This is a genomic window from Bifidobacterium sp. N4G05 (assembly GCF_002742445.1).
Lineage (GTDB): Bacteria > Actinomycetota > Actinomycetes > Actinomycetales > Bifidobacteriaceae > Bifidobacterium > Bifidobacterium hominis.
The window spans coordinates 1-26,264 of the sequence record NZ_NJNQ01000002.1 but is presented as its reverse complement, the minus strand read 5'-3'; the positions used below and the strand labels follow the sequence as shown (position 1 = coordinate 26,264).

At 56.4% G+C, this 26,264-nt stretch carries 20 protein-coding genes and 1 pseudogene; 11 read left to right on the top strand and 10 right to left on the bottom strand.

Annotated features, from left to right (window positions below; all coding sequences use genetic code 11):
- Positions 1–298 precede the first annotated feature (298 nt).
- A complete protein-coding gene (rlmB, locus tag CE153_RS01975; RefSeq protein WP_099571454.1) occupies positions 299–1,300 on the bottom strand; it encodes a 23S rRNA (guanosine(2251)-2'-O)-methyltransferase RlmB in 1,002 nt (333 codons plus the stop codon).
- Positions 1,301–1,367: 67 nt separating this feature from the next.
- Here rlmB and CE153_RS01970 point away from each other — a divergent pair, with 67 nt between their 5' ends.
- Complete coding sequence (locus tag CE153_RS01970; protein WP_236824332.1) at positions 1,368–2,648, top strand: MDR family MFS transporter; 1,281 nt, start codon at positions 1,368–1,370, stop codon at positions 2,646–2,648.
- Positions 2,649–2,782: 134 nt separating this feature from the next.
- Here the strand turns inward: CE153_RS01970 and CE153_RS09075 are convergent, their stop codons facing one another.
- The 4 genes from CE153_RS09075 to CE153_RS01955 all read right to left on the bottom strand — a co-directional run bounded on the left by CE153_RS09075 (position 2,783) and on the right by CE153_RS01955 (position 4,878).
- Entirely contained in the window at positions 2,783–2,905 is a 123-nt protein-coding gene (locus CE153_RS09075) for a hypothetical protein (RefSeq protein ID WP_260847255.1), read from the bottom strand.
- Between the two features lie 225 nt (positions 2,906–3,130).
- Complete coding sequence (locus tag CE153_RS01965; protein ID WP_099594965.1) at positions 3,131–3,460, bottom strand: type II toxin-antitoxin system RelE family toxin; 330 nt, start codon at positions 3,458–3,460, stop codon at positions 3,131–3,133.
- Positions 3,457–3,774, bottom strand: coding sequence for a type II toxin-antitoxin system Phd/YefM family antitoxin (locus CE153_RS01960; RefSeq protein WP_099594964.1), 318 nt, complete (start codon positions 3,772–3,774; stop codon positions 3,457–3,459). The genes CE153_RS01965 and CE153_RS01960 overlap by 4 nt, the downstream gene beginning before the upstream one ends.
- 183 nt (positions 3,775–3,957) lie before the next feature.
- Positions 3,958–4,878 carry an HdeD family acid-resistance protein gene (locus tag CE153_RS01955; protein ID WP_099594963.1) on the bottom strand — a complete coding sequence of 307 codons (921 nt, stop codon included), beginning with the start codon at positions 4,876–4,878 and terminating at the stop codon, positions 3,958–3,960.
- A gap of 644 nt (positions 4,879–5,522) precedes the next feature.
- Here CE153_RS01955 and CE153_RS01950 point away from each other — a divergent pair.
- Positions 5,523–8,435, top strand: a pseudogene (locus CE153_RS01950) (cation-translocating P-type ATPase); the annotation flags it as partial.
- A gap of 288 nt (positions 8,436–8,723) precedes the next feature.
- On the opposite strand, the gene dcd reads toward CE153_RS01950, so the two are convergent.
- The 3 genes from dcd to CE153_RS01935 all read right to left on the bottom strand — a co-directional run bounded on the left by dcd (position 8,724) and on the right by CE153_RS01935 (position 13,030).
- Entirely contained in the window at positions 8,724–9,305 is a 582-nt protein-coding gene (dcd, locus tag CE153_RS01945) for a dCTP deaminase (RefSeq protein WP_055063865.1), read from the bottom strand.
- 220 nt (positions 9,306–9,525) lie between these two features.
- Complete coding sequence (locus CE153_RS01940) at positions 9,526–10,329, bottom strand: alpha/beta hydrolase (protein WP_099594961.1); 804 nt, start codon at positions 10,327–10,329, stop codon at positions 9,526–9,528.
- A gap of 628 nt (positions 10,330–10,957) precedes the next feature.
- Complete coding sequence (locus tag CE153_RS01935) at positions 10,958–13,030, bottom strand: cation:proton antiporter (RefSeq protein ID WP_099594960.1); 2,073 nt, start codon at positions 13,028–13,030, stop codon at positions 10,958–10,960.
- 107 nt (positions 13,031–13,137) lie between these two features.
- On the opposite strand from CE153_RS01935, the gene CE153_RS01930 reads away from it, so the two are divergent.
- Together CE153_RS01930 and CE153_RS01925 are read left to right on the top strand one after the other, a co-directional pair.
- The gene (locus CE153_RS01930) at positions 13,138–13,587 is read left to right on the top strand and encodes a nucleoside deaminase (protein ID WP_003835363.1); all 450 of its coding nucleotides are present in this window, start codon (positions 13,138–13,140) and stop codon (positions 13,585–13,587) included.
- Positions 13,588–13,821: 234 nt separating this feature from the next.
- Positions 13,822–16,134: an alpha-galactosidase gene (locus CE153_RS01925; protein WP_099594959.1), complete on the top strand. Its 2,313-nt coding sequence runs from the start codon at positions 13,822–13,824 to the stop codon at positions 16,132–16,134.
- 184 nt (positions 16,135–16,318) lie between these two features.
- Here the strand turns inward: CE153_RS01925 and CE153_RS01920 are convergent, their stop codons facing one another.
- Positions 16,319–17,521 (bottom strand): ROK family protein, encoded by a 1,203-nt coding sequence (locus CE153_RS01920; protein WP_099571447.1) that lies wholly within the window; start codon positions 17,519–17,521, stop codon positions 16,319–16,321.
- Positions 17,522–17,728: 207 nt separating this feature from the next.
- On the opposite strand from CE153_RS01920, the gene CE153_RS01915 reads away from it, so the two are divergent.
- The 5 genes from CE153_RS01915 (at position 17,729) to ilvA (ending at position 24,618) form a co-directional block, all read left to right on the top strand.
- Positions 17,729–19,021, top strand: a complete 1,293-nt coding sequence (locus CE153_RS01915; RefSeq protein ID WP_099594958.1) for an ABC transporter substrate-binding protein — start codon at positions 17,729–17,731, stop codon at positions 19,019–19,021.
- Positions 19,022–19,035: 14 nt separating this feature from the next.
- Positions 19,036–19,971 carry a carbohydrate ABC transporter permease gene (locus CE153_RS01910; protein ID WP_099594957.1) on the top strand — a complete coding sequence of 312 codons (936 nt, stop codon included), beginning with the start codon at positions 19,036–19,038 and terminating at the stop codon, positions 19,969–19,971.
- Between the two features lie 38 nt (positions 19,972–20,009).
- A complete protein-coding gene (locus CE153_RS01905) occupies positions 20,010–20,894 on the top strand; it encodes a carbohydrate ABC transporter permease (RefSeq protein WP_099594956.1) in 885 nt (294 codons plus the stop codon).
- A gap of 401 nt (positions 20,895–21,295) precedes the next feature.
- Positions 21,296–23,116 carry an alpha-glucosidase gene (locus tag CE153_RS01900; RefSeq protein ID WP_099594955.1) on the top strand — a complete coding sequence of 607 codons (1,821 nt, stop codon included), beginning with the start codon at positions 21,296–21,298 and terminating at the stop codon, positions 23,114–23,116.
- Between the two features lie 236 nt (positions 23,117–23,352).
- Positions 23,353–24,618 (top strand): threonine ammonia-lyase, encoded by a 1,266-nt coding sequence (ilvA, locus tag CE153_RS01895; RefSeq protein ID WP_099571442.1) that lies wholly within the window; start codon positions 23,353–23,355, stop codon positions 24,616–24,618.
- Positions 24,619–24,724: 106 nt separating this feature from the next.
- Here the strand turns inward: ilvA and CE153_RS01890 are convergent, their stop codons facing one another.
- Positions 24,725–25,486: an SIR2 family NAD-dependent protein deacylase gene (locus CE153_RS01890; protein WP_099594954.1), complete on the bottom strand. Its 762-nt coding sequence runs from the start codon at positions 25,484–25,486 to the stop codon at positions 24,725–24,727.
- A 128-nt stretch (positions 25,487–25,614) separates the two neighbouring features.
- Here CE153_RS01890 and CE153_RS08940 point away from each other — a divergent pair, with 128 nt between their 5' ends.
- The gene (locus CE153_RS08940) at positions 25,615–25,911 is read left to right on the top strand and encodes an alpha/beta hydrolase family protein (RefSeq protein WP_236824427.1); all 297 of its coding nucleotides are present in this window, start codon (positions 25,615–25,617) and stop codon (positions 25,909–25,911) included.
- 115 nt (positions 25,912–26,026) lie between these two features.
- On the top strand, positions 26,027–26,264 hold a 238-nt coding region (locus CE153_RS08935), incomplete at its 3' end, for a hypothetical protein (RefSeq protein WP_236824426.1).

Here is a 26,264-nt window from a genome sequence, read left to right as displayed (position 1 = left end):
CGTACTGACAGTCGAACGCAAGCGGAGGATCTTGATCCTCCGCTTTTTGCTACGCTAATCACCTTCCCACTTTCAAAACTCAAAAAATATTTGACTTTTGAAAGTGAGACATATACTGCGAGAGAGCGATGGTGGGAGAGTAGGTCTGCAGAAGCGCTGGATCAATCCAAGTACAGACTTGCATAACAAATGAGCGGATAATCCGTATGGACTATCCGCTCATAATCATTTCAGACGTGCTGCTTTGCCGTGTTTGCTTCCGCAGTTTCGCTGTGCTTGCTGTTGCTTTGCGCGTTGTCTACTTCGCGTCGGCTGCGGCACCGGCTTCGCGGCGGGCACGTACGACGGAATACAGCGTGATGCCTGCTGCGACGGAAGCGTTCAGTGACTCGACCATGTTCGACATTGGAATGCCTGCGATGGAATCGCATGCCTCGCGTACGAGACGGCTCAAGCCGTTGCCTTCGGAACCGAGCACTACGACCAGCGGGTCGGTTTCGAAACCGGTTTCGCCAACGAGGGCGTCACCGCCACCGTCGAGGCCGACGCTGTAGTATCCGCGTTCCTTCAGGCTTTCAATGGCTTTGGTGAGATTTACCACGCGGGCGACCGGCATGTGTGCGGCTGCGCCTGCGGACACCTTCCATGCGGCTGCGGTGACTGAAGCGGAGCGACGTTCCGGCAGAATCACGCCGTTGGCGCCGAATGCGGCTGCGGAACGGATGACCGCACCCAGATTCTGCGGATCGGTGACGCCATCAAGCGCGATGAACAGCGGACGTGCCGCAATGCGTGCGCTTGCGGAGTTGGCCGCTTCCATGGCGCGGGACTTCTTGTCGGCGCGTTCCACCAGCTCGGCGAGCGAGGAATACTGGAACGGCTGCGCCTTCATCACCACGCCCTGATGGTTGGAGGAGCGTGCGATGCGATCCATTTCCAAACGGTCGGCTTCCATAAGGTTCAGTCCATGAATGCCGGCGAGACGAATGATTTCGCGCGTGCGGTCATCATGTTCAATGCGCGCGGCCACATACAGCGTGCTTGCGGGCACACCGCAGCGCAGCGCCTCGAGCACGGCATTGCGGCCGATGACGAGATCATCGGATTCCGAGCTGAACTTTGCCGCGCGACGGCGTGCTGCCAGCCGCGGATCAGCCATCTTACGGCGATTAGTGGCCTGCTTTTCCTTGTAAGCCTTGTGATACACGCGGTCTTCGGCCTTGGGAGTCGGTCCCTTGCCCCTCAGCGAGTTACGATGCTTTCCACCCGACCCCTTGGTCGGTCCTTTTTTCATTGCCATAGTTGTCCATTCTCCCAGCACCCCGGGAAAAGCGGCTGCTTCGCTCCTAACCGATATGATGGATGGAATGGAGAAAAGAAGAGAGATTTTTGGTTTGCCCGTCATGTTCTGGGGTTTGTGGGTCACGTTGCTCATCCTGTGGATGGGCCGTTTCGTCACATCGTTCCTTTCCATGTATCTTGTTTCCGACATGCATGTGAGTGCGGGCGTGGCCGGCACCATCGTTTCCATGTACGGTTTCGGTGGCATTTTCGGCTGTCTGTACGGTGGCGCGTTGTCTGACCGATTCGGGCGGCCTGCGATGATTGTCATCGGCAACTTGGGTTCCGCTGCGATGCTGGTTTTGCTGGCTTTTATCGGCGATCCTTGGATTATGGCGATTGCGTTGCTGATATACGGTGTGATTTCCTCCATGCCGACGCCCGCGGTCTCGGCGTACGTTTCCGACGTTGTCCCGTTCCGTAAGCAGAAGCGCGCGTATTCGTTGCAGACGTGGGCTGTGAATTTCGGTTTTGCGATAGGGCCGATCATCGCCAACCAGCTTGTCAAGATTTCCTATTCGCTGATGTTCTATGTGGAAGCGGCGGTGCTGGTGTTCGCCACGTTGCTGATGATGGTGTTCTTCAAGGAAGCCGGATTGGGTGTGCGCGTTGCCGGACGGTTTGTGAAACGCGTCGTGAAACAACCTATGGAACGTTCTGAAACTTCACAAACTACCCAATCGCAGCAATTCTCCATATGGCGTAGCTATCGTCGCGCGTGCGCCGACAAAGCGCTCATGTCGATGGTGGTGCTGATGTTCCTGTACACGCTGGCGTATTACCAGATCGTCAGCGGCCTGCCGATCTCCATGACGCAGATTGGGCTCGGCACGGACGAATATTCCAGCCTGCTGACCATCAACGGTGGCATTCTGTGCTTGCTGCAGATTCCAGCGATCGCGTTGTTTCAGCGGATGAGCAACACCCGTGTGCTGGTGCTTGGCATGTCCATCACGGCGGTTGGTTACGCGTTCCAAATCGGCGCCGATTCGTGGGTGACGTTTGCGATTGCGACCGTGTTGTGGACTCTCGGCGAGCTTGGCACGTTCCCGATTGCCGCCACGACGGTGGCGAACATCGCGCCAAAGGATGTGCGTGGCACGTATCAGGGCCTGTACAACCTGGTGTGGTCGCTGTCCAATGCGTTCTCGCCGCTTGTCGGAGGTTGGATTCTGAACGCGTTCGGCAGCCACGTGCTGTGGACCTGCTGCACGGTGATGTTCGTGATTGTGGCGATTGGTTTCTATGTGACACGCGGTCCCCGTGAACGTGCCGCAGCCCGTAATCTCGCTGCTGAGGAGGTGTAGCCGGCGTACGTGAAAAGCGGGAGGCCGCGATTCCGTTTGGAACCGCGGCCTCCCGCTATGTGATTTAAGGATTGGAAAGAAGAGGAGCGGGATGCTGCCGCGCCTGCGCCTTGCCTCCTGTCTAGGAAGCGGTCTTACTTGTTGAGAACCTTCTTGAAGAGGTCAGCGGAAGCCTTGGCGAGGGCGAACTGGCCGAAACCCGGATCGATGGAGGCGAGGTTGGCGTTGATGATCTGATCGAAAGTGTTGTTCTTCATGATGTTTCCTTTCACTTGGCTTGGCGGCGCGTCTTTTCTTCTTGTCATTCCTCTGGCCGCTGCCGTAAGTCTGTATTGTGTTTGTCTTTTTCTTCGTTCTTCTGTTGTGCCTTCATTCTAAGCCGGGCAAACCATCAATGTCATGCGACGATCGTCACTTCTTTTGTAAAATCATCGGCTAATCTTGAAGAAAAGTAACATTCGTCGAAAATTGGCGGACGTATCCTATAGTCCATATTCTTTGCGTCTCTTGTCGGCTTTGATGTAGGCGTCACTGTCGGAACGAATGCCAACGACGATGATGGTCATGATTCCATCTCGCAGTAACGGTTTGTAAACAACTCGAATGCCGATATCCCTGAATTTGATTTTGCAAAGCCCGGAAAGTTTCGTTCGTTCGGCATTTCGTAACGGTTTGCCATACCCGCCTTGCGAGGTGGGCAGTGGGTTTGTACGAACTTTCTCGATTCCCTTGAGTACTTGGATTTGCTCGGCTTTGCCGAGTTTGCGCATGTCTTTCTTGGCTTCGTCAAGCCATTCAACTTGCCAGTTCATGCGAGTTCCGGCTCAGGTGCCTCGGCGAGGTCGCTTGGGGAAATGCCGAGATCGAACATGACCTCTTCGTTGCTGATAGTTGTGCCAGTGCGGTTGGCGAGTCTTTTTTCGGCAAGAAGCAAGTCTTCGTTGTCTTCGATTCGTTCCATGAGAGCTCGATAGTTTTCGATATTCATGAGAACGTAGGACGGCTTGTTTCGTTTGATCAAAATGACTGGATCGCGGTCGGCCCGCTGCAACAATGCGGAAGTACGACCATTGCTGAGATCGCTGATTGGAGCAAGGTCATCGAGTATGTCAAGTGCGCTTGCCATGATAAACCTTTCTTAAAACCGAATTTCATACCCAATTATATACCAGTATTAATACCAAGATTCATGGTTGTGCGACTTTGAATCTTGGTATAAAGAACGATTTTGCTATGAAAAGGGCACCTTGCGGATGCTCGGTGCCCTTGGGAAAACAATAATCAGACTTTACGACCTGCGCCGTGAAAATTACTTGCGATTGGGTTTGCCAAACGTGAATGCGCGCACGATTGCGACGATGCCGATCACCACAAGCGCGCATCCGCCGAACAGGATCAGCCAGGTTGTGGAGCTGATGGGGGAGAACAGCACGATGAAGCCGGCGATAATTGACAGCAGCGCGTAAATCACGGCCCATGCGGAGCTTGGCATGCGCCATGATTCCACGAGCGCCATCACGCCTTCCAGCATCCAGCCGAGGCCGACCACCATGGTGATGAGCATAGCGAGCGTGGCTCCGGAAAGCGCCGCGTTCTTCAACGTGACCACACCGCCGACGGCCAGCATCAGGCCGATCAGAATGTCAAGCACGCGCCATCCGCCCGGAAGTCCGAGTTCCACGATTGCGGTCACAATGCGAACCACGCCGGAAACCACGAAGTATGCGCCGAGGGCGATCGCGGCGACTTTCAGTGTAGCACCAGGCCAGATTAGCAGTGCTAGGCCGAGGATGATGGCGGCGATGCCAAGTATTGCATAGGTGCCGCGGATCGCGTTCTTCGCCTTCTTCGGCAGCCATTCCTCCGCAAGTTTGAACGGGCTGATCGGCTGCCAATTGCCGGTTCCTGGCTGGCTGTTCTGCTGGCCATACTGCTGTCCGTACGGTTGTCCGGTGGTGTAGCTCGCGTAGAAGAAGCCGTTTTGGTTCGGGTTTTGGTTGGCGTTGGGATCGCCGAAGTAGAGTGGGGTCTGCGGTTCGCTCTGATATGGATTGCCTGAATTGCCCGAATTGTTGGGATTGCCGCTCTGCTGCTGGCCTTGCGATTGTTGATTTGGCGCGTATGCTCCATATTCCGGCTGGCCTTGCGGCTGCTGTCCGTTGCTGTCGTTTTGACTTGGATTGTTTGTGTTCGGATCGTTCGCATACGGGTTGTTCATTGCGTCGCTCATGACGGCCCCTTTCCTTGAAGAGCTTGCTTCGTGACGTTCGGACAAGCATGAATGTGTTCGCCTGCGCTCAAACGTTTCGGAAGCCCTACCCCTCATTCTAGGCAATCTGTCTAATTTAAGCCATCAACAAAATCCCCCTCATCGTCCATTTTGGCGGACGGGCCGCACGATTTGAACAGATTGCCGCACGATTTCGATCTGGTGACCTCACGTTTTTCCAATAAAAATGGTAGCGACGTTGCGGCCCATGTTGTCTTGCGGTGGGACAATCGATTGGGTATGTGATTGAAGCGGGATTGCGAATTGTGTTTCACGACATGTTTCACGAATTTGCGAAATTTTGACAAAAGACGGTGTGTGGCACTCTTGCAAAATGGTCACGGTGTGCAATAATGGCAGGAATGCACCGATGGCGTACGCCCGGTGTCCGCAACCGCGCAGCATTGCCCAGCTTGGCGAGTGTTTGTGAAATCGCAATTTTCCGCGATTTTCGCACTATCGCAACGGCAGGGGAGAGCTGACTACTCCGCGGCGCTCCCAAGGAGATCATCATGGTTGATCGCAAGGAAGATCAATCCACCCAATTCCGCGATACCAGTGCGGACAATTTCGAACAAGCAACGAAAACCGTTACGCAAAAGCAAGTTGATCCGTCGCTTGCCGATGCGCAAACCGTAGCGCAATCGCTTGGCGTCGATTTGAATACCGGCCTGAGCCAAGCGGAAGCCAAGCGGCGACTCGACAAGTACGGACCGAATGAACTCGCGTCCGCACCACCGGTGCCGAAATGGAAGAAATTCCTCGAACAATTCAAAGACCCCCTTGTCTACCTGCTGTTGGCTGCAACCGGCATTTCGCTCGTCGCATGGTTCATCGAACGGGCCAACGCCGTACCGGGTGCGGAAGGCGGCGAAGCATTGCCGTTCGACGCCATCGTCATCGTGCTCATCCTCATCGTCAACGCGGTGCTCGGCTACATTCAGGAATCGAAGGCGGAAGCGGCCGTCGAAGCTCTCTCCAACATGACCGCGCCGCAGACCAACGTGCTGCGTGACGGCCAAATCGCCCGCATCAACACGGTTGACGTGGTGCCCGGCGACATTATCGTGCTCGGTGAAGGCGACTCCGTCTCCGCGGACGGACGCCTCTTCGCGGCCGCCAGCCTGCGCGTCGCGGAAGCCAGCCTTACCGGCGAAAGCGTGCCCGTCGGCAAAAAGACCGACACCCTCGCACAGGCGAAAGCCCTCGGCGACCGCGCCAACATGGTATTCAACGGCACGTCCATAACGCAAGGCACCGGCCGAGCCATCGTAACCAGTACCGGCATGGGTACGCAGGTCGGCAAAATCGCGGATCTGCTGCAAGCCACGGAAGACGACGAAACCCCGCTGCAAAAGGAAATGAACTACGTTTCCAAAATCCTCGGCACCGCGGTATGCATCATCGCGGTCGTGGTGCTGGTCGCGCTCGCGCTTACCGAAGGCTTCCACGACGTTCACGATGTGATCGATTCGCTGCTGTTGGCCGTTTCGTTGGCGGTCGCGGCCGTGCCGGAAGGTTTGGCTGCGATTCTTACGGTAGTGCTTGCACTCGGTGTGCAGCGCATGGCCATGCATAATGCGATCGTCAAGAAGCTGCATTCGGTGGAAACGCTCGGTTCCGCGTCGGTGATCTGCTCCGACAAAACCGGTACGCTCACCCGCAATGAGATGACCGTGGAACGTGTGGTCACGCCGAGCGGCGAAGTGCAGCTCACTGGCACCGGCTATGCGCCGGAAGGCCGCATGGTGGTCGATCCGCAGATCATGGAACATGCGCAAATACGCGAGATCATCGAATCGGAGGCCGTCGTAACCCTTGCCGTAGGTGCGTTGGCGAACGACGGCGAACTGCGCGAAGCCGCCGCTTCTGCCGGAAATACGGAAAACGTAACGTGGGAAGCGGTCGGCGACCCGACCGAAGTCTCACTCATCGTCGCAGCACAAAAAGTGAAAGCGAATCGCAAGTATGCCAACTACGGGCGCGTCGGCGAAATCCCGTTTACTTCCGAACGTAAGCGCATGTCCATCGTGGCGCAAGACAACGCCGACGCTGGCCGTCTGACCGTCTTCTCCAAGGGTGCCCCCGACGTGCTTCTTGGATATTGCAGCAGAATTGCGGTCGGCGGTGCCGTTCGCCCACTTACGGAAGGTGATCGTCAGCAGATTCTTGCGACTGTCGAACAGCTTTCTTCCGATGCGTACCGCACGTTGGGCCAGGCCTACCGTCCGCTCGGTACCGCTTCGCTTGCGCAAGTGCCGGGAGTAATGCTGAATTCCGCGGGCCATGTTGCCGATATTGCGGAACAAAGCGATGTGCTTGAGAAGGATTTGATTTGGGTCGGCATGGTCGGCATCATCGATCCGCCGCGTACGGAAGTGCGTGATTCCGTGGCAGAGGCGCATCGCGCCGGCATTCGCACGGTAATGATTACCGGTGACCACCCGCTGACCGCGGCTCGCATCGCCACCGACTTGGGCATTATCGACAAGGGTGGCAAGGCCATGACCGGCAGCCAGCTTGACGAACTGCCCGACGAAGCGGCCTTCGACAAGGTGACCAGTGAAGTGTCCGTCTACGCGCGAGTCGCGCCGGAACACAAGCTGAAGATCGTCGAATCGTTGCAGCGGCAAGGTAACATCGTGGCCATGACCGGCGATGGTGTGAACGACGCTCCTGCCGTCAAAACCGCCGATATCGGCGTCGCCATGGGCATTACCGGCACTGAAGTAACCAAGCAAAGCGCGAAAATGATTCTCGCCGACGACAACTTCAGCACCATCGTTGCAGCGGTCCGCGAAGGACGAGGCATTTTCGACAACATCCGCAAGTTCCTGCGCTACCTGCTTAGCTCCAATGTGGGCGAAGTGTTCACCGTGTTCGGCGGCGTGATGCTTGCCGGATTCCTTGGCATCACCCAGCCCGGCAGCCAAGGCGTTATCGTCCCGCTGCTCGCCACGCAGCTGCTGTGGATCAACCTGCTCACCGATGCCGCGCCCGCGCTCGCTATGGGCGTTGACCCGTCTACCGATGACGTGATGGCACGCAAACCGCGTAAACTCACGGATCGTGTGATCGACGCCGAAATGTGGGGCGACATCATTTTCATTGGTGTGATTATGGCGGCCGTCACCCTGATCGGCATGGACATGCATTTGGCCGGAGGCCTGTTCACCGACCGCTCCGTCGATGTGATCGGCCACGACGCGCAAATGACTGAAGCGCGCACCATGGGCTTCACGATTCTCGTATTCGCCCAAATGCTGAACGCGCTTGCCTCGCGCTCGCACTTGCAGTCGGCGTTCGTCGGCCTGTTCTCCAACAAGTGGCTATGGGGCGCGCTCGCACTGAGCACGGTGCTGCAGTTGGCGGTGATCTACATTCCGTTCCTCAACACCGCTTTTGGGACGGTACCGCTCAGCGCCGGCGCATGGGTCGAATGCTTGGGTCTTGCCATGATCGTGCTCATCGCCTCCGAACTGCGCAAATGCGTCCTTCGCGCCATGCACAAGCGCTAAAGGGCACTAGTCATAAGCCATAAACAGCGAGCGGGGCTATTCCTAATCGAGAATAGCCCCGCTCGCTGTACTCCACGCGCCGTGCGATGTTTATCGCAGACGCATTCGTCGTTTTGATGCGTTTCAATCACGCCGTCTGCAGTTGGCGCTTCCCATACTTGCGACGTGCGGCTTCGGCGGTGACGCCAAGCGCACGACCGATAGTGTTCCATGACTGGCCGTGTTTGCGGCTGACTGCAACGGTATTGTCTATTCCGCGTTCAGCAATCCGTGCTGAATATTCGGTAATCAGTCGGCGATGTCGGCTTTGTAGAAGTTCACGTAGGAACGGCTCGGCGTCGGACCGCGCTGACCCTGATAATGCGAGCCAGTGCCTTGTGAACCGTAAGGATGTTCGGCGGGGGAGCTGAGCTGGAAGAAGCACATCTGACCGATCTTCATGCCCGGCCACAACTTCACCGGCAACGTCGACACATTCGACAATTCCAACGTGATATGCCCCTCGAAGCCAGGGTCGATGAAGCCTGCGGTGGAATGCGTGAGAATACCCAAGCGGCCCAGCGAGCTCTTGCCTTCCAAGCGGGCGGCAATCGTCGGATCAAGCTTCACATACTCCCACGTGGAACCCAACGCGAACTCACCTGGATGCAGAATCCACGGTTCGCCCGGAGCCACTTCGAACTGCTCGGTCAGCTCGCCCTGATTCTCAGCCGGATCGACATACGTGTACGCATGATTATTGAACAGGCGGAAGAAACGGTCCAAACGCACGTCAATGGAAGCAGGCTGCACCATTTCCGGGGTCCACGGATCGAGTGAAATATGACCTTCGGCCTGCGCGGCGAGAATGTCGCGATCGGACAGCAGCATCGAAACTCCTTATTGCCAGGCACGCGAATGTGCCGGTATGGCGCTCGCCGACATTCGAATGTTCGTATGGTTGAGCGTACGAATGTCGGCAATTGCGCGACGATTATTAGCTGGCTCTAGTCTAACGCGGTATCGCTATATCGTGGCTTATATTGGGCTGTAACGATTGCCGTGTGCTTGGTGCGCAAAATCCGTTGCTTCGGATTTTCTGCAGGATTTCTTACAGGATTCCCGGTGCGATATTGTGTGCTGCAAGCCAGTCGCGTAAATCGCTGAACTCATTGAGACTGACCGCATGATCAAGTCCGCGGTAGCTTTTCGACGTGAGGAACGTATGTTCGTCCAGCCAAGCGGTGGTTGCAAAAATCTCAGGCATCGGAATCACAGTATCGTTTTTGCCGTAACCGTAGAACACGGGAATGTTCAATTCCGCAATACGACTGTCGGCAGGTGCACTGCCGGCAACGATTCCTGGAGCAAGGAAGCCGGAAAGCGAAATCGACGCGGCGTACCGTTCCGGATGAACGCGCAGCAATTGAATCGCCAGCAAACCGCCCTGCGAAAAACCGATCGGCACTACAGCACGATCTTCGGGAACATTGTGCGCAACCCAATTGTCGATGGCTTGGGCGGCGGCATACGCGTCACGATCCAGATCTTCGCCGGACGGCACGCAATCATGGAACCACGAGTACGCGCCCTGGCCGAAGCCGAATTCACCGGAACCGGCCTCCTGCAGCACGAGCGGCGCGCGCAATGAAGCGAAATCGTTGTAGGGAGCCACGTAACGCATCATGTCTGCCAGATCGGCCTCATTGGAACCCCAGCCGTGCAGGCAGAGGAACAGCGGGCGTCGTGGAGCCGCATTGCCACCCCCTCGCGAATACTGCACGTGCGTGACCTGCAGCGGCTCGCCGAAGCGTCCCGGAACCACCTGCGATTCGCGCCCGATCAGACCGGTCGGAGTGTTTGGGTTGCTGGAGTAGTGGGAATCGCTGGTTTTGTGCTCGCGTATTTCACTCATGCCTCCAATATACCTGTTCCAGCGGGGGTAATTCTCCCAGTCACTGGAAGGATTAGGACGCCGAGCGGCCTGTAAGCGGGCAGATTGTTCCAGTGGGTGGGGGTTTCTGGACTCTGGATGGCTTGCCAGCGGGTGGATTCTTCCACTGACTGGGGGAATCTGGACTTTGAGTGGGCTGTCAGCGGGCAGATTGTTCCAGTGGGTGGAGGGTTTGGGACGCTGGGCGACTTGCCGGCGGGTGGATTCTTCCACTGACTGGAGGAATCCACCCCGCTGAAGGCAAAAAGAAACCCCGGTGGAGAGAAGACCACCGGGGAGAGAAAGGAGAGAGAAGAAGAAAGGGTTCAATTGTCGGGAACTGCTGTGGGTTCCTGGTCGGCTCTTTTGCTGACATCTCCTATATAAGCAGACGATGCTGAGTACATGTCTGGTGTTTTCTGGGAACTTTCTGAGAATTTCAATTCCCCATGTTTTGGATTGTGGAATAGCCTTCAGTTTGCCACGTTATACGCGTGTTCCGTTTCCGCAATTGTCTCGTTCTCCACGTCCACACAGCTCGTCCGCAAACAAACCTACGGCAGACCGCCGGCTCACGCCAGCTTGCTAACCCCATCAGATCAGCTGGATGCTAGATCTGCGCGTCGGCGTCCACACTCATCACATACACGTTGCGTCGCAGCTGCTTGGACTGCGCGCGCGTAATGTCGCCCGCTTCGTACATATCCTGAATCACGCCCAATTCGATACCGTAGCTTTCGCGCTTCACGTCTTCCGCCTGCGCCTGCGCCTCCGCGCTCGTGCCCACATTCGGGCGCGCCCTCAGCGTAGCCTCGCCTCGTCGATAATCCAGCAGCAGTGCTGAGCAATGTTCCGTGTTGTACGTGTCGCGGCCCATCTCCTCATACAGGCGGTCGATCACATGTTCGATGGCATCCACCTGTACCACGCGGACGTGCGCGAACAGCTCATCGTCGCTGAACAGCGGGGTAGTGCGGCGAATGCGGCTGTTCACACGCTTCACCACCGTGCCCAAGCGTCTCTGCAACGCCCTGAAACGGCCTTTGACCCGCCAAATGGTACGTCCGGAATTATGTTCCGTTTCGATATGGCGCAGCGAGCTCATGATTTGGTCGAGCAGGCGCTCGCATGCTTCGATTTCCAAATCGTGCGCTGCCTTGTCGTCGCTTGGCGTCGCCTTGACTTTCGCCAGTCGCGTCTTGACGTATTCCTTCTCCCAGTTGAGCGCGTTGATCTGCAGTTGCATATACCCTTGCGGGTCGATTTCTCCGATGCGCTGCTTCAGTCGCGTAATACGTTTCGTATACGAGTCGATGATCATCAATACCGCGCGACGATTGTCGGGTGTGACTCGTCCCGTCAGTTCCTCCACGGTCCGTCGCAGCACTTCGATGGTGATTTCGGTCATTTCCACGGAAGTGTCTTTATTGCGATTCGGCGCCAGCAGCGGCAGCAGGAAGTTGGCAAGCAGCAAGGTTACGACGATCACGCCGCCGGCGATGAAGATCAGTTCGTCACGCATGGGGAACCATGCGCCTCCCGTAATGGTGTACGGGATCGTGAACATCAACGACAGGGTGATGGTGCCTTTCGGTCCGCCAAACGTCATAACCGCCGCCGAACGCCAACGTTGCGCCGTCATCTTGCGTCGTTTGCCGGTGACGGTATCTCGCGCAAGACGCAGCATCAATGAAATCCACAGGAACCGCATGACGATCACCACTGCGGAAACCGCAAGAATCGCAACCAGCAGCAGCCAATTGCTGACCTGAGGATCATCCCAACTTGCGCTCATCGCATTCGGCAGCAGCATGCCGAGCAGAATGAACACCGTGCCGTTGAGCGTGAACGAGAATACCCCCCATACGCTCGATGAGACAATGTTGGTGCGAGCCACGTTCGGGCCGATGCCGGTGCGGTCGAAACGGATGATCAAACCGGCCGCCACCACTGAAAGAATGCCGGAAACATGCACCGCTTCCGCACCCAAATACAGAATGAACGGTAGGAACAATTCCATCAAAATACGGCTTGTGGTCGTCTCCCAGCCGAAGGATCGGAGCGTTTCGAACAGCATGTCGGCAACCATGCCTACTGCGAGGCCGAAAATAGCGCCTCCGAAGAACGAGAATACGAACTGTGCGGCTGAATCGCCCACTTCGAATACGCCGCTGATGGCCGCCGCAATCGCAAACTGGAAGCCGACGATGCCGGACGCGTCGTTGAACAGGGATTCACCCTTGAGCACGCTGGTTTGCCGTTGCGTAAGGGCGGCTTCTTTGCCAAGCGAAGATACGGCGACCGCGTCGGTCGGCCCAAGTGCTGCGCCGAGCGCCAAAGCCGCGGCAAGGGGAATTGCGGGCCATACGGCATGCAGTGCGAAACCAACGGCAACCATCGTGGCGATCGCTAATCCAATCGCCAATGAAAGCGACAATTTAACGGATTTCAACAGCTCATTTTTGTCGATCTCATGCGCTTCCAAATACAGCAGTGGCGCAATGAACAGCACCATAAACAGTTCCGGGTCGAGCGTGACGTTCGGGAAAAACGGCAATTGCGATGCCAACGCACCCAACGCGATCTGTACAAGAGGCGTGGAAACCTTGGGAATGAAACGGCTGATAAAGGAAGACAGCACAACCGCGGCGATAATACATACAATCAATTCGAATACCGCCAACGTGCCTCCTTTGCGCGCATTTTCCAAACTCTTCCAGCCTACCAAGAGGTATTTATGGGTGTGTTTCGCCTTTTGCTTCACGTGAATGGAACCGTATAGTGGCGGATATGCAGTGGAGTGACGACATGGGACTTGCGATCGAGTTGGCTCGTGAAGCCGCAGCGGAGGGTGAGGTGCCGGTCGGTGCCGTCGTGCTTGACGCTGGGGGAGCGGTGATTGGTCGGGGGCGTAATCTGCGTGAGGCGCATGCCGATCCGTTGGCGCACGCCGAGGTCAAGGCCATGACGCAGGCCGCTCGGTCGCTTGGTACGTGGAATCTTGCCGATTGCACGTTGATTGTTACCTTGGAGCCGTGCCCGATGTGCGCCGGCGCGTGTCTGCAAACGCATGTCGGACGAATCGTGTTCGGCGCGTGGGATGCCAAGTTGGGTGCATGCGGTTCGATTTGGGACATTCCGCGTGACCCTCACGTCGGCCATGTTCCGGAAGTCGTCGGTGGTGTGTGCGAAATGGAATGCGCACGATTAATGACTGATTTTTTTGCTGGAAAACGGTAACTCGATTTTGCAGTCGCAAGAAAAACGTAAGAAATATTGAAATACCAAGTAAATCTCGGTAAAGATGATTGCTGACTGCGCAGTAACGTTCACGAAGAAGATTGCGGTGATTTGACGGTCGCAAGAAATACTTTCCGAAAGAAAGAAACACGCTCGACGACGTCAACAAATAAAGCTTGACATATCATCGAAGGTGACAATACAAGGCAATCGCAATATGTAAAGGATGCTGCAATGACGCTCATTCAGACCTTCCATGGCAACGCTACCAACGGTACCGAACTCACTGCGGTCTACGCCGAACAGCCAGCCGCGAACGTGGCGTTCGCACTCGTATTCCCCGGCAATGATCTGCCGCGACTTGTGCACTGGGGCCGTCCGCTCGCAGCCCCGGCAACCGTGATCGACATGTTCGACGCGCAAATGCCACAGCGCGTTTCCGGCGCGCTCGACTACACCCCATGGCCGAGCGTACTGCCCACGCAATCCGAATCCTGGATTGGCGCAACCCGCTTCGACGTGCGCCGCGACGGCGTGGAACTGTTCTGCAAGTTCGCAGTCAGCAACATCACCGCCGAAACCGTGGCAGCTGGCAAAACCTGCGTCATGGGTGAAAAAGACGGATACCCGAGCTGGAGCGTGGCCGACGAACCCAAGCAGACCCCAACCGTTACCGTCACCGCAGAAGACGTGGAACAGCATGTGAAACTCATCTGGACCTGCGAACTCGACGAAACCGGCCTCATCCGCCAGAACGCCGAAGTCGTGAACACCGGCGAAGGCCAGCTCGAAGTCGGCAAGATCGAACTCGCATTCACCGTGCCGGCCGACGCCAACGAAATCCTCACCACCACCGGCCACCATCTGCGCGAACGCTCCCCACAGCGTCAAGACTTCACCCTCGGCCGCTTCGCCAAAGCATCCATGGCCGGACGCCCAGACTTCGATGCCACCCTGCTGCTCAGCGTCGGCGAAAAAGGCTTCGGCTTCACGCACGGCAACGTCTACTCCGCACACGTGGCCTGGAGCGGCAACAGCGTGCTTTCCGCGGAACGCCTGCCCTATACCAGCGGCGTGATTGGCGGCGGCGAAGTGCTGTTCGGCGGTGAAATCAGCCTCGCCAACGGAGAGTCCTACACCACCCCATGGCTCATCGGCTCCTATGGCGAAGGCCTCAACGAAGTCGCAGCCCGCTTCCACGGCTACATTCGCCGCGTGCACCGCGACTGGCTCGTTGAACACAACATCGCACCCAAGCCACGCCCGGTCATTCTCAACACGTGGGAAGCCGTCTACTTCAACCACGATTACGACACCCTCACCGCCCTCGCAGACAAGGCAGTGGAAAGCGGCGTGGAACGTTTCGTGGTGGACGATGGCTGGTTCGGCTCCCGCCGCGACGACACCTCCGGCCTCGGCGACTGGCAGATCTCGCAGGACGTGTGGCCCGACGGCGACAAGTCACTCAAGGCGCTCGCCGATTATGTGCACGGCAAGGGACTCGAATTCGGCCTGTGGTTCGAGCCGGAAATGGTCAACCTGGATTCCGACCTGTTCCGCACGCATCCCGACTGGGTGTTGAAGCCCACTGAAGGCCGTCTGCCAATGCAGGGACGTACCCAGCAGGTTGTGGACCTGACCAATCCGGACGCCTACGACTACATTTACGACGCAATGGACAAGCTCGTTGGTGAACTCGGCATCGACTACATCAAGTGGGATCACAACAAGCTCGTCACCGAAGCCGTCTCCCCGCGCACCGGACGCCCGGCAGTGCACCAGCAGACGCTCGCCGTATATCGTATTTTCACCGATCTGAAGGCCGCACATCCGGGACTTGAAATCGAAAGCTGCTCTTCCGGCGGTGGCCGCGTGGACCTCGGCATTCTCGAAGTAGCCGACCGCATTTGGGGATCCGACTGCGTCGATCCGGTGGAACGCGCCGACATCCAGCGCTATACATCGCTGCTCGTGCCTCCGGAAATGATCGGCGAACACGTGGGCGCATCACCGGCGCACTCCACGCATCGCGCAACCACGCAGGAATTGCGCATGGCCATGGCCTTCTTCGGACACATGGGCATCGAATGGAACCTGCTCAAGGAACCGCAGGAAGACATCGACAAGCTCGCCGAATGGGTCGCCGAATTCAAGAAGCATCGCGAATGGTTCGCCGTCGACACAGTCGTGCATTCCGACGCCGCCGATCCGGCAGTGCGCTTGGACGGTGTGGTCATGCCCAACAAGGCAGCCGCCATCTACCGTTTCACCCAGCTCACCACCTCGCAGACCTACCCGGCCTCGCCGGTACGCCTGCCCGGCCTCGACCCCGACAAGGTGTATGAGGTGTCTCCGCTCGACGTGAGCCTCGACCTTGCCAAGCAAGACATCACCAACGGACAGAGCCCGCTCGGCTGGTGGAAGGTCGAAGGTGTGAAGATGACCGGACGTGCGCTCGCCACGTACGGCATCCGCCCGCCGGCATTGCATCCGGCGCAAGCAGTCCTTTTCAAGGCCGTGCTTGCGCCCTTCGAAGACGCTGAATAGCGCGTCTTCTCACTTCGCCTACAGAGAGCCCCACTGGGCTCTCTGCTTGACGGCTCAGCAAGCAGTCCTTTTCAAGGCCGTGCTTGCGCCCGTCGAGAGCGCTGAATAAGCCGTAATCGCATAACAAAAATCCTCCCTGAACAAAAGGGAGGATTTTTGCATTAAAAAACAATCAAGTAATCAATCAGCCAACATATTGCCGAATCGCCTGCGCTGCGGCAGCCTTGGCCCACAATGCCCAATCATGGTCGGGAATTTCAAAATCCACTGGCGCGGCCTGGCTATGCCGATACATGTTGATGCCGTTGCGCAAGTCGTCAATGCCGAATTTCGCGATGAACGACGATTCTCCAGCGATCATGATTTTGTCTGGCATGGCAAGATTGGCTATGGTCGCCACCATGGTGCCGAGACGGAAGCAGGTGCGGTTCACCAGATTCGTCGCCTGCGGTTTGTTCGTGCGTGCGTCACGTGCGAAATCGTCGAATGATGCGGGATGTCCGATAATCTGCGAATATTCCGCCGCGATTGAGTTGTCGGACAGGCATTGCGCGCATCCCTTGTGTCCGGAAACACAACGCGGTCCATCCGGATCGACCAGAATATGCCCGACCAAACCGTAACTTTTATCCGGACAGCTCACCAGCTCGCCGTTGACCGTCAACGAATAGCCGACGCCTGCGCCGAACGTCAGTACCGCGAAGCTACCCAATCCAACGCCGGACCCAAACATGCAGGCATCAACGACCAACGAATCGATATCGTTGTAAATGCCCGTCGGCAATCCAGTAGCCTCGCGAACCATAGCGGAGAGCTCCACGGGCTGAGACCAGTGCATGAACGGTGCGAACGTCACTACGGCATTGTCGACGATATGCCCGCCCAGTGAGATTCCCACGGCGCACGGTTTCGGCCATCCCGCCATCTCCGCCTCGTCGGAACAGTCGATCGTTAGTTGTTTGATCAGCGCGACCACGGCTTGCGGCGACGTGTCTTCGATTTCCAAATCGTGGCATCCGGTGATAATCTGCCCGATTGCGTTGACCGCAACCGCCGAAATATGCGTCGCATTGATTTTCATACCGACGAAAGATCGCGCGTTCTCGATTATTCGCAATCCCGTTTGCGGGCGGCCGCGACGTTCCGCATTTTCTTTCTGAACGAAACCTTTCGGCAGTTTACCGGCCTTGCCGGACGGCATCGGCGTCTCCTCGATCACGCCAGCATAAATCAGATCGCTGGTAATACGGGAAACCGCGCCCTGTGAAAGTCCTAAAATCTGCGCCAAAGTAATACGCGAAATCGGACCGTATTTCATGACGCAAGTCGCGACTTTATGGGTATATTCCGAGCCTTCAAACCACTGTGGCAGAGGTGAAACCGCCATCTGCACCATCCTTCGTACTCCCGTTCGCGCACATCGTGCATCAAATTACTTTCTCAGAGTAACAAAATCTCGTCGTTTTTGTTTTCCGCCCCGCACAGGCGCGCTGAGCTGGGAATGAAAACTGTCTCCTTCTACAATTTCCAGTAACGGTGATGCGGTAAGGAAGCTGCTTCACCGTAATGGAGAAAAGATACAAAGGAGTCGAGAATGAAACCTGATTCCACCACTAGTGTAGGTAAATTCAGGAGGATTGTATACCGTACGCTCACAGCCGTATGCGCAGTCGCATTGACTGCCGGTCTTGCCGGTTGCGGCAACAGCACCGCTGGAACTGTCACTTTGGATTTCTTCCAGTTTAAAGCCGAAGCGGCGGACTGGTTCACCGCAAAAGCAAAGGAATTCGAGAAAACCCATCCCAACATCAAAGTCAACGTCAACAATTCGTCCGACGCAACCACCGATTTGCGTACTCGACTGGTGAAAAATCGCGAACCCGATGTCATCACTATCAATGGCGATATTAATTTCGGTATGCTCGCCGAAGCAGGTGTCTTCCACGATTTTACCAACGACGACATCGTCGACGAACTCAATCCAGGCATGGTGAACATCGCCAAGAGCCTTGTACAAACCAACGACGAATCCAAGAAGCGCCTGTACGGCCTGCCGTATGCGGGCAACGCGTCCGGCTACATCATCAACGCCGACGTGTGGGAGGAAGCGGGCGAGGATCCCGACAATCCACCGCAGACGTGGAGCGAATTCATCGACCTGCTGCAACGCTTCAAGAGCAAGGGCATTGTACCGATCGAAGCGAGCACCGCCGATCCGTGGACACTCCAGGCGCCGCTGGCGTCACTCAACTCCACGCTGGTACCGGAATCCGAATATCTTTCCCTCAAAGACGGATCGAAGAAATTCTCCGACCTGTGGGGCACTGTCAGCGATCAGCTGGTCGAGATCTACCAGAACTACACGCAGAAGAATCCGGCCGTCACTTACCAGCAGGCCACGCAGGATCTGGCCGCAGGCAAAGCCGCGATTCTGCCACTCGGCACCTACGCGATTCCGCAGATCCGACTCATCAACAGCGACGCCAACCTGCGTTTCGCGCAAATGCCGGCAACTGATGATGCCAAAGAACAGCAGCTCACCGCAGGCGATGACGTGATCCTGACCATGGGTGCGCATACCAAGCATGAGAAGGAAGCGCGCGAATTCATCGACTTCCTGATGAACGACGAAAACATCAAGGACTACTCCAAGCAGCAGTCCGCATTTACCCCTTACAAAGACACGTATGTGGGCGATGAAGCGCTGAACGGTGTGCTTGACTTCTACCAGGCGGGCAAACTGGCCGACTTCTGCGACCATTACGTGCCAGCCAGCATCAACCTCGCAGGCTTCCTGCAGACGCTGGTTCAGTCGGGCAACACCGAAAAATTCCTGAACAGCGTGCAATCCGAATACGACAAGATCGAAGCCAGAAACTTCAGGTGAGAGGAGGAACGGACATGACTACCGCACATACTGCAAATACTGCGAAGAACTCGGCAAAAACTTCCAAGAATAAGGTTTCGAAATATTCCAAGCGCAAGGTCGATCCGGCATTTTATTGGATGACCGTTCCGGCTGTGATTCTGGTGTCCATCTTCCTGTATTGGCCGTTCCTGCAGGGCGCGGCATACTCGTTCACCAATTCGCAGGGTTACGGTGATTTCAAATTCATCGGATTGAAGAATTACATTGCGATGTTCCAGGATTCTCGCGTTGGTCACGCGTACCTGTTTACTATTTTCATCGCAATTTTGATTACGATCGGCACGAATTTTCTTGGCATGTTCCTTGCAGTGCTGCTGAATTCGAAAATCGCGTTCAAAAACGGGTTCCGTGCGATCTTCTTCATTCCGTACACCTTGTCGGTGTTAGTGATCGGCTATGTGTTCAAGTACATTTTCATGACGCCGCTGCCGGCGCTCGGTCAGGCGCTGCATATTGATTGGCTGTCGACGTCAATGATTTCCAATCCGGATTTGGCATGGTTCCCGATTGTGTTCCTGTCGATCTGGCAGGGCGTTGCCTACTCCACACTGCTGTACTTGGCTGGCCTACAGACCATCGACAACGAGATTTACGAGGCGGCCGCGATTGATGGCGTGAACGCTTGGCAGAACTTCTGGCAGATCACCTTCCCGCTGATTGGCCCGTTCTTCACCATCAACATGGTGTTGAGCCTCAAGAATTCGCTCGGCGCGTTCGACCAGATCATGGCATTGACCAAGGGCGGTCCGGATTCCAAGACCGAAACCGTCTCGTATCTGATCTTCCAGAACGGCCTTGGCAATGGCGAATACTCCTACCAGATGGCGAACGCGGTCACGTTCTTCATCGTGCTGGCAATCCTGGCCTTCGTGCAGCTGAAGTTCTTCAGCGGCAAGGAAAAGGTCTGAGCAAGGGTCTGAAAGTCTGAAGGTAAAGAGGAAATATCATGACTAGCGCAACTGTTGCAAAGACTGCAGCCAAGACTACTCAATCGCAGGAAAAGCCGGAGAAAATCCGCAGGGATCATAAGGTCAACTGGTGGCTGACCGCGGCTGTGGCCGTGTTGAGCCTTACCGTGCTCGTGCCGTTGTATTTCGCTGTGGTCACCGCGTTGAAGACTCCGAGCGAGGCTGGTACGTTCAGCTTGCCGGCCACATGGGAATGGCATAATTTCGCCGATGCGTGGAATAAGGTGAACTATCCGAAGGCCGCGCTTAATTCCGCAATCATCACCGTGTGCGCAGTGGTGTTGACGCTGCTGACGAACACGTTCGTCGCGTATGCTGTGGCAAGGAATATGGATAAGCGATTCTTCCGTTTCCTGTACTACTTCTTCCTTGCGATGATGTTCGTGCCGTTCACGGTGATCATGCTTCCGATCGCGAAGGAAATGGGTTCGTTGCATCTTGATAATCAGCTTGGTTTGATTATTCTGTACACGATTCTTGGCATCGGCACCAACCTGTTTATTGCGATTGGTTTTATTCGTTCGATTCCGATTTCGTTGGAAGAGGCGGCTCGTATCGACGGTGCTTCCACCTGGCGTATTTTCTGGACAATCATTTTCCCGCTGATGGGTCCGATTAATGCCACGATTGCGATTTTGACCGCACTGTGGGCTTGGAACGACTTCCTGCTGCCGTTGATCACGCTGACTGATCAGAGCAATCAGACGATTCCGCTCGCACAGTACGTGTTCCAAAGCCAGTTCACGTCGAACTATCCGATGGCCTTCGCGTCCTATCTGATGGCCATGGCTCCGGTCCTCATCGTCTACATCTTCGCCCAAAAGTGGGTCGTCGGTGGAGTGATGAGGGGAGCCGTTAAGTGAACAGCCCAGTGGTCTGTTCATAGGCTCTCCCTGAGCGAGCCGATAGGCGAGTGAAGGCAGGGACAACGCGGCCGTAGGCCGTCCGTTCAGGAAGTAACACTTCACCGCTCTGAGCGGGACTGGCCTATCCCACTCCCCAGCGCGGGACGTTCCATTTCCCTTTCTGGAACGTCCCGCGTTTTTATTTTTGCGGATTGGTTTTTCGCGTCCGTAAGAAGCGTATTCTTTTCTTGCTTTGCACAACTCGCCGCGGGAAAGAAAGAAAAACAGGGTTGCATACCATAGGGGAGTAGGCAAAATCGATCTTCTGCATGAAGCTGACATGAGCTGAAAACGGGCAGAGTCAGTCACGAAAGATCGAACGAAAATCCAACAAACGTCAAGCAAAGGAGCTCCACGACATGACGAATTTCAATCGTTCCACCCTTCCCGACACCGTGCGTTCCAACGGCGCGACCCCGAACCCGTGGTGGGCCAACGCGGTGGTGTATCAGGTGTATCCTCGTTCCTTCCAAGACACGAACGGCGACGGCGTCGGCGATCTGAAGGGCATCACCAGCCGTCTTGACTATTTGGCCGATCTTGGCGTGGACGTGGTGTGGTTGAGCCCGGTCTACAGGTCGCCGCAGGACGACAACGGCTACGATATTTCCGATTATCAGGATATCGATCCGCTGTTCGGCACCTTGGAGGATATGGACGAGCTGCTTGCCGAAGCGCACAGGCGCGGTCTGAAGATCGTGATGGATTTGGTGGTCAACCACACGTCCGACGAGCATGCTTGGTTCCAGGCTTCCCGCGACAAGGACGATCCGCATGCCGACTGGTATTGGTGGCGTCCAGCCAGGCCGGGGCATGAGCCGGGCACTCCGGGTGCCGAGCCGAACCAGTGGGGTTCCTATTTCGGCGGTTCCGCTTGGGAGTACGATCCGAAGCGCGGCGAGTATTTCTTCCACCAGTATTCCAAGAAGCAGCCGGATTTGAATTGGGAGAATCCGGAAGTGCGCAAGGCCGTCTACAAGATGATGAATTGGTGGATGGATCGCGGCATTGACGGCTTCCGTATGGATGTGATCACGCAGGTTTCGAAGACTGTTGATAAGAACGGCAAGCTGCCGGGAGAAGACGGCTGCGAGATTGAGGATTATCCGGTTGGTGAGGAAGGCTATTCCAGCCCGTTCCCATGGTGCTCCGACGGTCCGCGCATCGACGAGTTCCTCGCTGAAATGCGCCGCGAAGTGTTCGAAGGCCGCGAAGGCTATATGAACGTCGGCGAAGCGCCGGGCATCACTCCGGCACGCAACGAGCATGTCACCGATCCGAAGAACGGCGAACTTGACATGCTGTTCCTCTTCGACCACGTGGGCATCGACCAGGAAGGTTCCAAGTGGAACACCGTGCCGTTCGAAGTCAAGAATCTGCGCGCCCGCCTCGCCGACCAGCAGGAGGCTGTGAAGAACGCCGGCTGGGCCAGCCTGTTCTTCTGCAACCATGATCAGCCGCGCGTCGTCTCCCGTTGGGGCAATGACACGGACCGCGAGTCGCGCGAGCTGAGCGCCAAGGCGTTCGGCATGCTGCTGCACATGCACCGCGGCACCCCGTACATTTACGAGGGCGAGGAGCTGGGCATGACCAACGCACACTTCACCACGCTCGAGCAGTATCGCGATCTGGAGGCCGTCAACGCCTACCGTCAGCGCGTGGAAGAAGCAAAATGCCAGTCGCCGGAATCGATGATGGCGGCGCTCGCGCTCATCGGCCGCGACAACGCACGCACGCCGATGCAGTGGGATGCTTCCAGGTATGCAGGTTTCACCGCGCCGGACGCGGCGACGGAACCGTGGATCGGCGTCAATCCGAATCATGTCGAGATCAACGCAGCCGAGGAATTCGACGATCCCGGATCCGTGTACAGCTTCTACAAGAAGCTCATCGCCATGCGTCACAACAACGCGACCATCGCGACGGGCGAATGGAATCTAGTCGCGGCAGACAGCGAGCAGGTGTATGCCTTCACCCGTACCGGCGGCGACGATACGATTCTCGTCATCGTCAATCTCACTGATAAGACGGCGCGGGTGCCGGCGGAGGTCGCGCAATTGCTCGGAAATGGCGTGGGCGAGTCGCAGGTACTGCTCAGCACCTATGATGCCGTGCATAGCGTAAAGTCGGTCGCTCGCGGCGAGCTCGCTCGCTGGGAGGGGGTCGTGATTCAGCTCTGATCGATCTTTCCTATAAACTCTCTGCAAAAAGCGTTCGTGCGATTCATCACGGAATCGTACGAACGCTTTTTTATTGCGATTGTTGTATTGCGATTATTCCTGATTATCTCCGATTGCTCCGATTGCGTTTGTAAGCAATCTCAATTTCGCAAGTATTTGCAAAAATAATCTCACTTTTCATGGCAGAATCCGCATGATCAGGTAGTTTCGGCAGACGTGCGCTTACAATAACGTTCATGGAACAAAACGAGGTTCTCAAAGCATTGCAGCGCGATCACGCAGCTGAACTGAAACTAGCCGCCGAACGGCTCAAGGGCACTGCACGCCACACGGCAATCATTCCGTCCAAGGTGCTGTCCGACATGACCGGACATGAGATTCTGCTCAAGCCTGAGAATCTCCAGGTCACTGGATCGTTCAAGATTCGTGGCGCGTACAACAAGATCGCATCCCTGAGCGACGAGCAGCTGGCTCACGGCATTGTCACCGCTTCCGCCGGTAACCATGCGCAGGGCGTGGCATATGCGGCTCGCGAACGCGGCGCAAAAGCAACAATCTGCATGCCGCAGATCACCCCGCCGCTGAAGGTCGACGCCACTAAGGCGTACGGCGCAGACGTGGTGCTGTACGGCGAAGTATTTGACGAATCCGCAGCCCGCGCCCAGGAATTGAGCGACAAGGAAGGCATGATTTACGTGCCGCCGTTCGACGATTACGAGGTGCTGTGCGGTCAAGGCACTATTGGTCTCGAGATCCTCGAAGACGTGCCGAACGTCACCGATGTGGTCGTGCCGCTGGGTGGTGGCGGCCTCGGTGCCGGCGTGGCGCTTGCCATCAAGACGTTCAAGCCGGAAGTGCGCGTGATTGGCGCGATTCCGGAAGGCAGCCCAGCGTGGAAGAACTCGCTGGCCGCGGGGCATGTGGTTGCCGCCGACCAGGTGCGTACGTCTGCCGAAGGCGTTGCTGTGAAGCGTCCGGGCGATCTCACGTTCGCGCTGCTCAATGAATTCCTTGATGACATCGTTACCGTGACCGAGCGTGACATCAACGAGATGATCCTGCTCATGCTCGAAAAGCACAAGCTGGTTGTCGAAGCTGCTGGCGCCGTGTCTCTGGCTGCGCTTGAGCATCTCAACCTGCGCTCGCGCAAGTTCGCCGAGGCGAAGGGCCCGCATGTGGTGGTGCCGATCATGTCTGGCGGCAACGAAGATACGGTATCCATCGGCGCTGTGATTCAAAAGGGTATGATCACCCGCGGCCGCATCATGCATTTCGAGGTCGAGCTGCCTGATACGCCGGGCCAGCTGGTGAAGGTTGCCACGTTGCTGGCCGAGCAGCGCGCGAACGTCATCGCGCTGGATCACGACCAGTTCAAGGCGTCCAGCCACTACGCGAACGCTGTGGCGTTGGGTGTGACTATTGAAACGAATGGTCCCGATCACATCGATCGTGTGCTCGAGGCGTTGCGCGAAGCCGGTTTCCAGCCCAAGCGTATTTACTGATCGTCCACGGTGGATAAGTGCGGATTTCGCATATCTTCCGCATCAAAAAGGCTCCTCGATCCAATCGGGTCGAGGAGCCTTTTCGTGTACTTTTGCGTACTTGACGTCACTTGCCTTGTTCTGCGGCGATTGTCTCATCAACGAGTTGCGGCAGAGAGATCGCGATATCGTCGTGGATGAGCCGGTCTGCCAAGCGGTCGTATTGCGTGCGCCCCATGTTCATAATGGTGATCGGCACGCCAGCCTCTGCGGCCAGGGGCACGATGCTTGCCGCGGGCATGACTTCCAGCGTGGATCCGATGACCCACAGTTCGTCGGCTTGCGTCGCGAGGCGATATGATTTTTCGAGCGCGCCGTCCGGCAGAGCTTCGCCGAAGTAGACTACGTCGGTTTTGATGAGTCCGTTGCATGGCATGTTGCCGTTGTATGGCAGTCTGCGATGGCAGTGCGGGTCTGGTTCGTTGTCGAGATTCGCCATAATATCGGCGGTGTCGTATTTCGCATGACATTTCATGCAGTGCGAGGTGCCGATGGTGCCATGCAGATTGACGATGATGTCGCTGCTATTGCCGGCTTTTTCATGGAGTGCGTCGAAATTCTGTGTGGCGAGCAGTGTTAGCAGTCCAGCCTGTTCCAGTTTGACGAGCGCTTTGTGCGCGGTGCCTGGCTGCGCGTTCCATACGGGCGATTCCTTCTGCCAGCGCCAGGAATACTCGCGGTCTTCCTTGTGGTAAAGGAACGCTTCGATATCATACACTTTCGTTTGTTCAGGGTGTTTGGTCCAGACACCGTCCGGTCCACGGAAGTCGGGAATACCTGCGGACGTGGAAATCCCCGCCCCCGTCAATACTGCGATCTTTTTGCTCATATCTTAGGTATAGCCGCATATCGTAACTTCCGATGTTTCACGTGAAACAGGGAATGTCAGGCAATCAAATCTGAGAAAAACCATTTCGATAATCATATACGGAACAGGAATGGAATAAGAGGTGCATTATGACTACTGACATTGCACGGCATATTGCGGATGACGGCGCTGATACGACCGAAACGGCTCCAGCAGTTGCAGCGATCGATATCGAATCGATGGCGATGCCGCCGTCGCTGATCATGCATGGTGGCCGCGATCAGTTGGTGCCGTTCAATCAAAGGTGTCGTCTGTATGCCACGTTGAAGTCGCTTGGCAAGGATGTGACGTTCTACAAACTCGATAACACTTGCCATGCCTGTTATGGATTCTGTAGCACCCGCGCATTGCGTTTAGTGTTTGATTGGCTTTCCGATCGTTTGTGATCTGCTGTGATGTATTGATTTGCTGGTTGCCGTGTGGTTGCCGCGTTGTTGCGGTGTGCGACACGCGGCTGCCAGCTTTTTCTGACGGTTTTTGGGCGGTGGTGGGGTTTGTTTTGTGATTCGCGGCGCGTGGAAGGCCGTTTTCGACACGCCGGTGGAGTCCAGTGTTTTCAATGGTTTTCGTGGTGTTCGTGGATGTCCGATTTGCGTTGCCGGCCGTTGTGCTGTAGGTTTATCTCTTGCTGCCGCTCAGCGAGTGGTTCCCCGGCTGGGGTTCCCTGAGGTGGGTGAGTGGTGGTGGTTTGAGAACTCAAAAGCGTATTTGTACTACTTCTTTATAGTCAATGATTGCC

Coding starts and splice junctions, on each gene's coding strand:
- CE153_RS01915 (WP_099594958.1), top strand. CDS start 17,729: ATGAAACCTGATTCCACCACTAGTGTAGGTAAATTCAGGAGGATTGTA.
- CE153_RS08940 (WP_236824427.1), top strand. CDS start 25,615: ATGACTACTGACATTGCACGGCATATTGCGGATGACGGCGCTGATACG.
- CE153_RS01900 (WP_099594955.1), top strand. CDS start 21,296: ATGACGAATTTCAATCGTTCCACCCTTCCCGACACCGTGCGTTCCAAC.
- CE153_RS01955 (WP_099594963.1), bottom strand. CDS start 4,878: ATGAGCGACGCAATGAACAACCCGTATGCGAACGATCCGAACACAAAC.
- ilvA (WP_099571442.1), top strand. CDS start 23,353: ATGGAACAAAACGAGGTTCTCAAAGCATTGCAGCGCGATCACGCAGCT.
- CE153_RS01970 (WP_236824332.1), top strand. CDS start 1,368: ATGGAGAAAAGAAGAGAGATTTTTGGTTTGCCCGTCATGTTCTGGGGT.
- CE153_RS01930 (WP_003835363.1), top strand. CDS start 13,138: ATGCAGTGGAGTGACGACATGGGACTTGCGATCGAGTTGGCTCGTGAA.
- CE153_RS01960 (WP_099594964.1), bottom strand. CDS start 3,774: ATGGCAAGCGCACTTGACATACTCGATGACCTTGCTCCAATCAGCGAT.
- CE153_RS01965 (WP_099594965.1), bottom strand. CDS start 3,460: ATGAACTGGCAAGTTGAATGGCTTGACGAAGCCAAGAAAGACATGCGC.
- CE153_RS01890 (WP_099594954.1), bottom strand. CDS start 25,486: ATGAGCAAAAAGATCGCAGTATTGACGGGGGCGGGGATTTCCACGTCC.
- CE153_RS01925 (WP_099594959.1), top strand. CDS start 13,822: ATGACGCTCATTCAGACCTTCCATGGCAACGCTACCAACGGTACCGAA.
- CE153_RS01910 (WP_099594957.1), top strand. CDS start 19,036: ATGACTACCGCACATACTGCAAATACTGCGAAGAACTCGGCAAAAACT.
- CE153_RS01920 (WP_099571447.1), bottom strand. CDS start 17,521: ATGGCGGTTTCACCTCTGCCACAGTGGTTTGAAGGCTCGGAATATACC.
- CE153_RS01940 (WP_099594961.1), bottom strand. CDS start 10,329: ATGAGTGAAATACGCGAGCACAAAACCAGCGATTCCCACTACTCCAGC.
- CE153_RS09075 (WP_260847255.1), bottom strand. CDS start 2,905: ATGAAGAACAACACTTTCGATCAGATCATCAACGCCAACCTCGCCTCC.
- rlmB (WP_099571454.1), bottom strand. CDS start 1,300: ATGGCAATGAAAAAAGGACCGACCAAGGGGTCGGGTGGAAAGCATCGT.
- dcd (WP_055063865.1), bottom strand. CDS start 9,305: ATGCTGCTGTCCGATCGCGACATTCTCGCCGCGCAGGCCGAAGGTCAT.
- CE153_RS01905 (WP_099594956.1), top strand. CDS start 20,010: ATGACTAGCGCAACTGTTGCAAAGACTGCAGCCAAGACTACTCAATCG.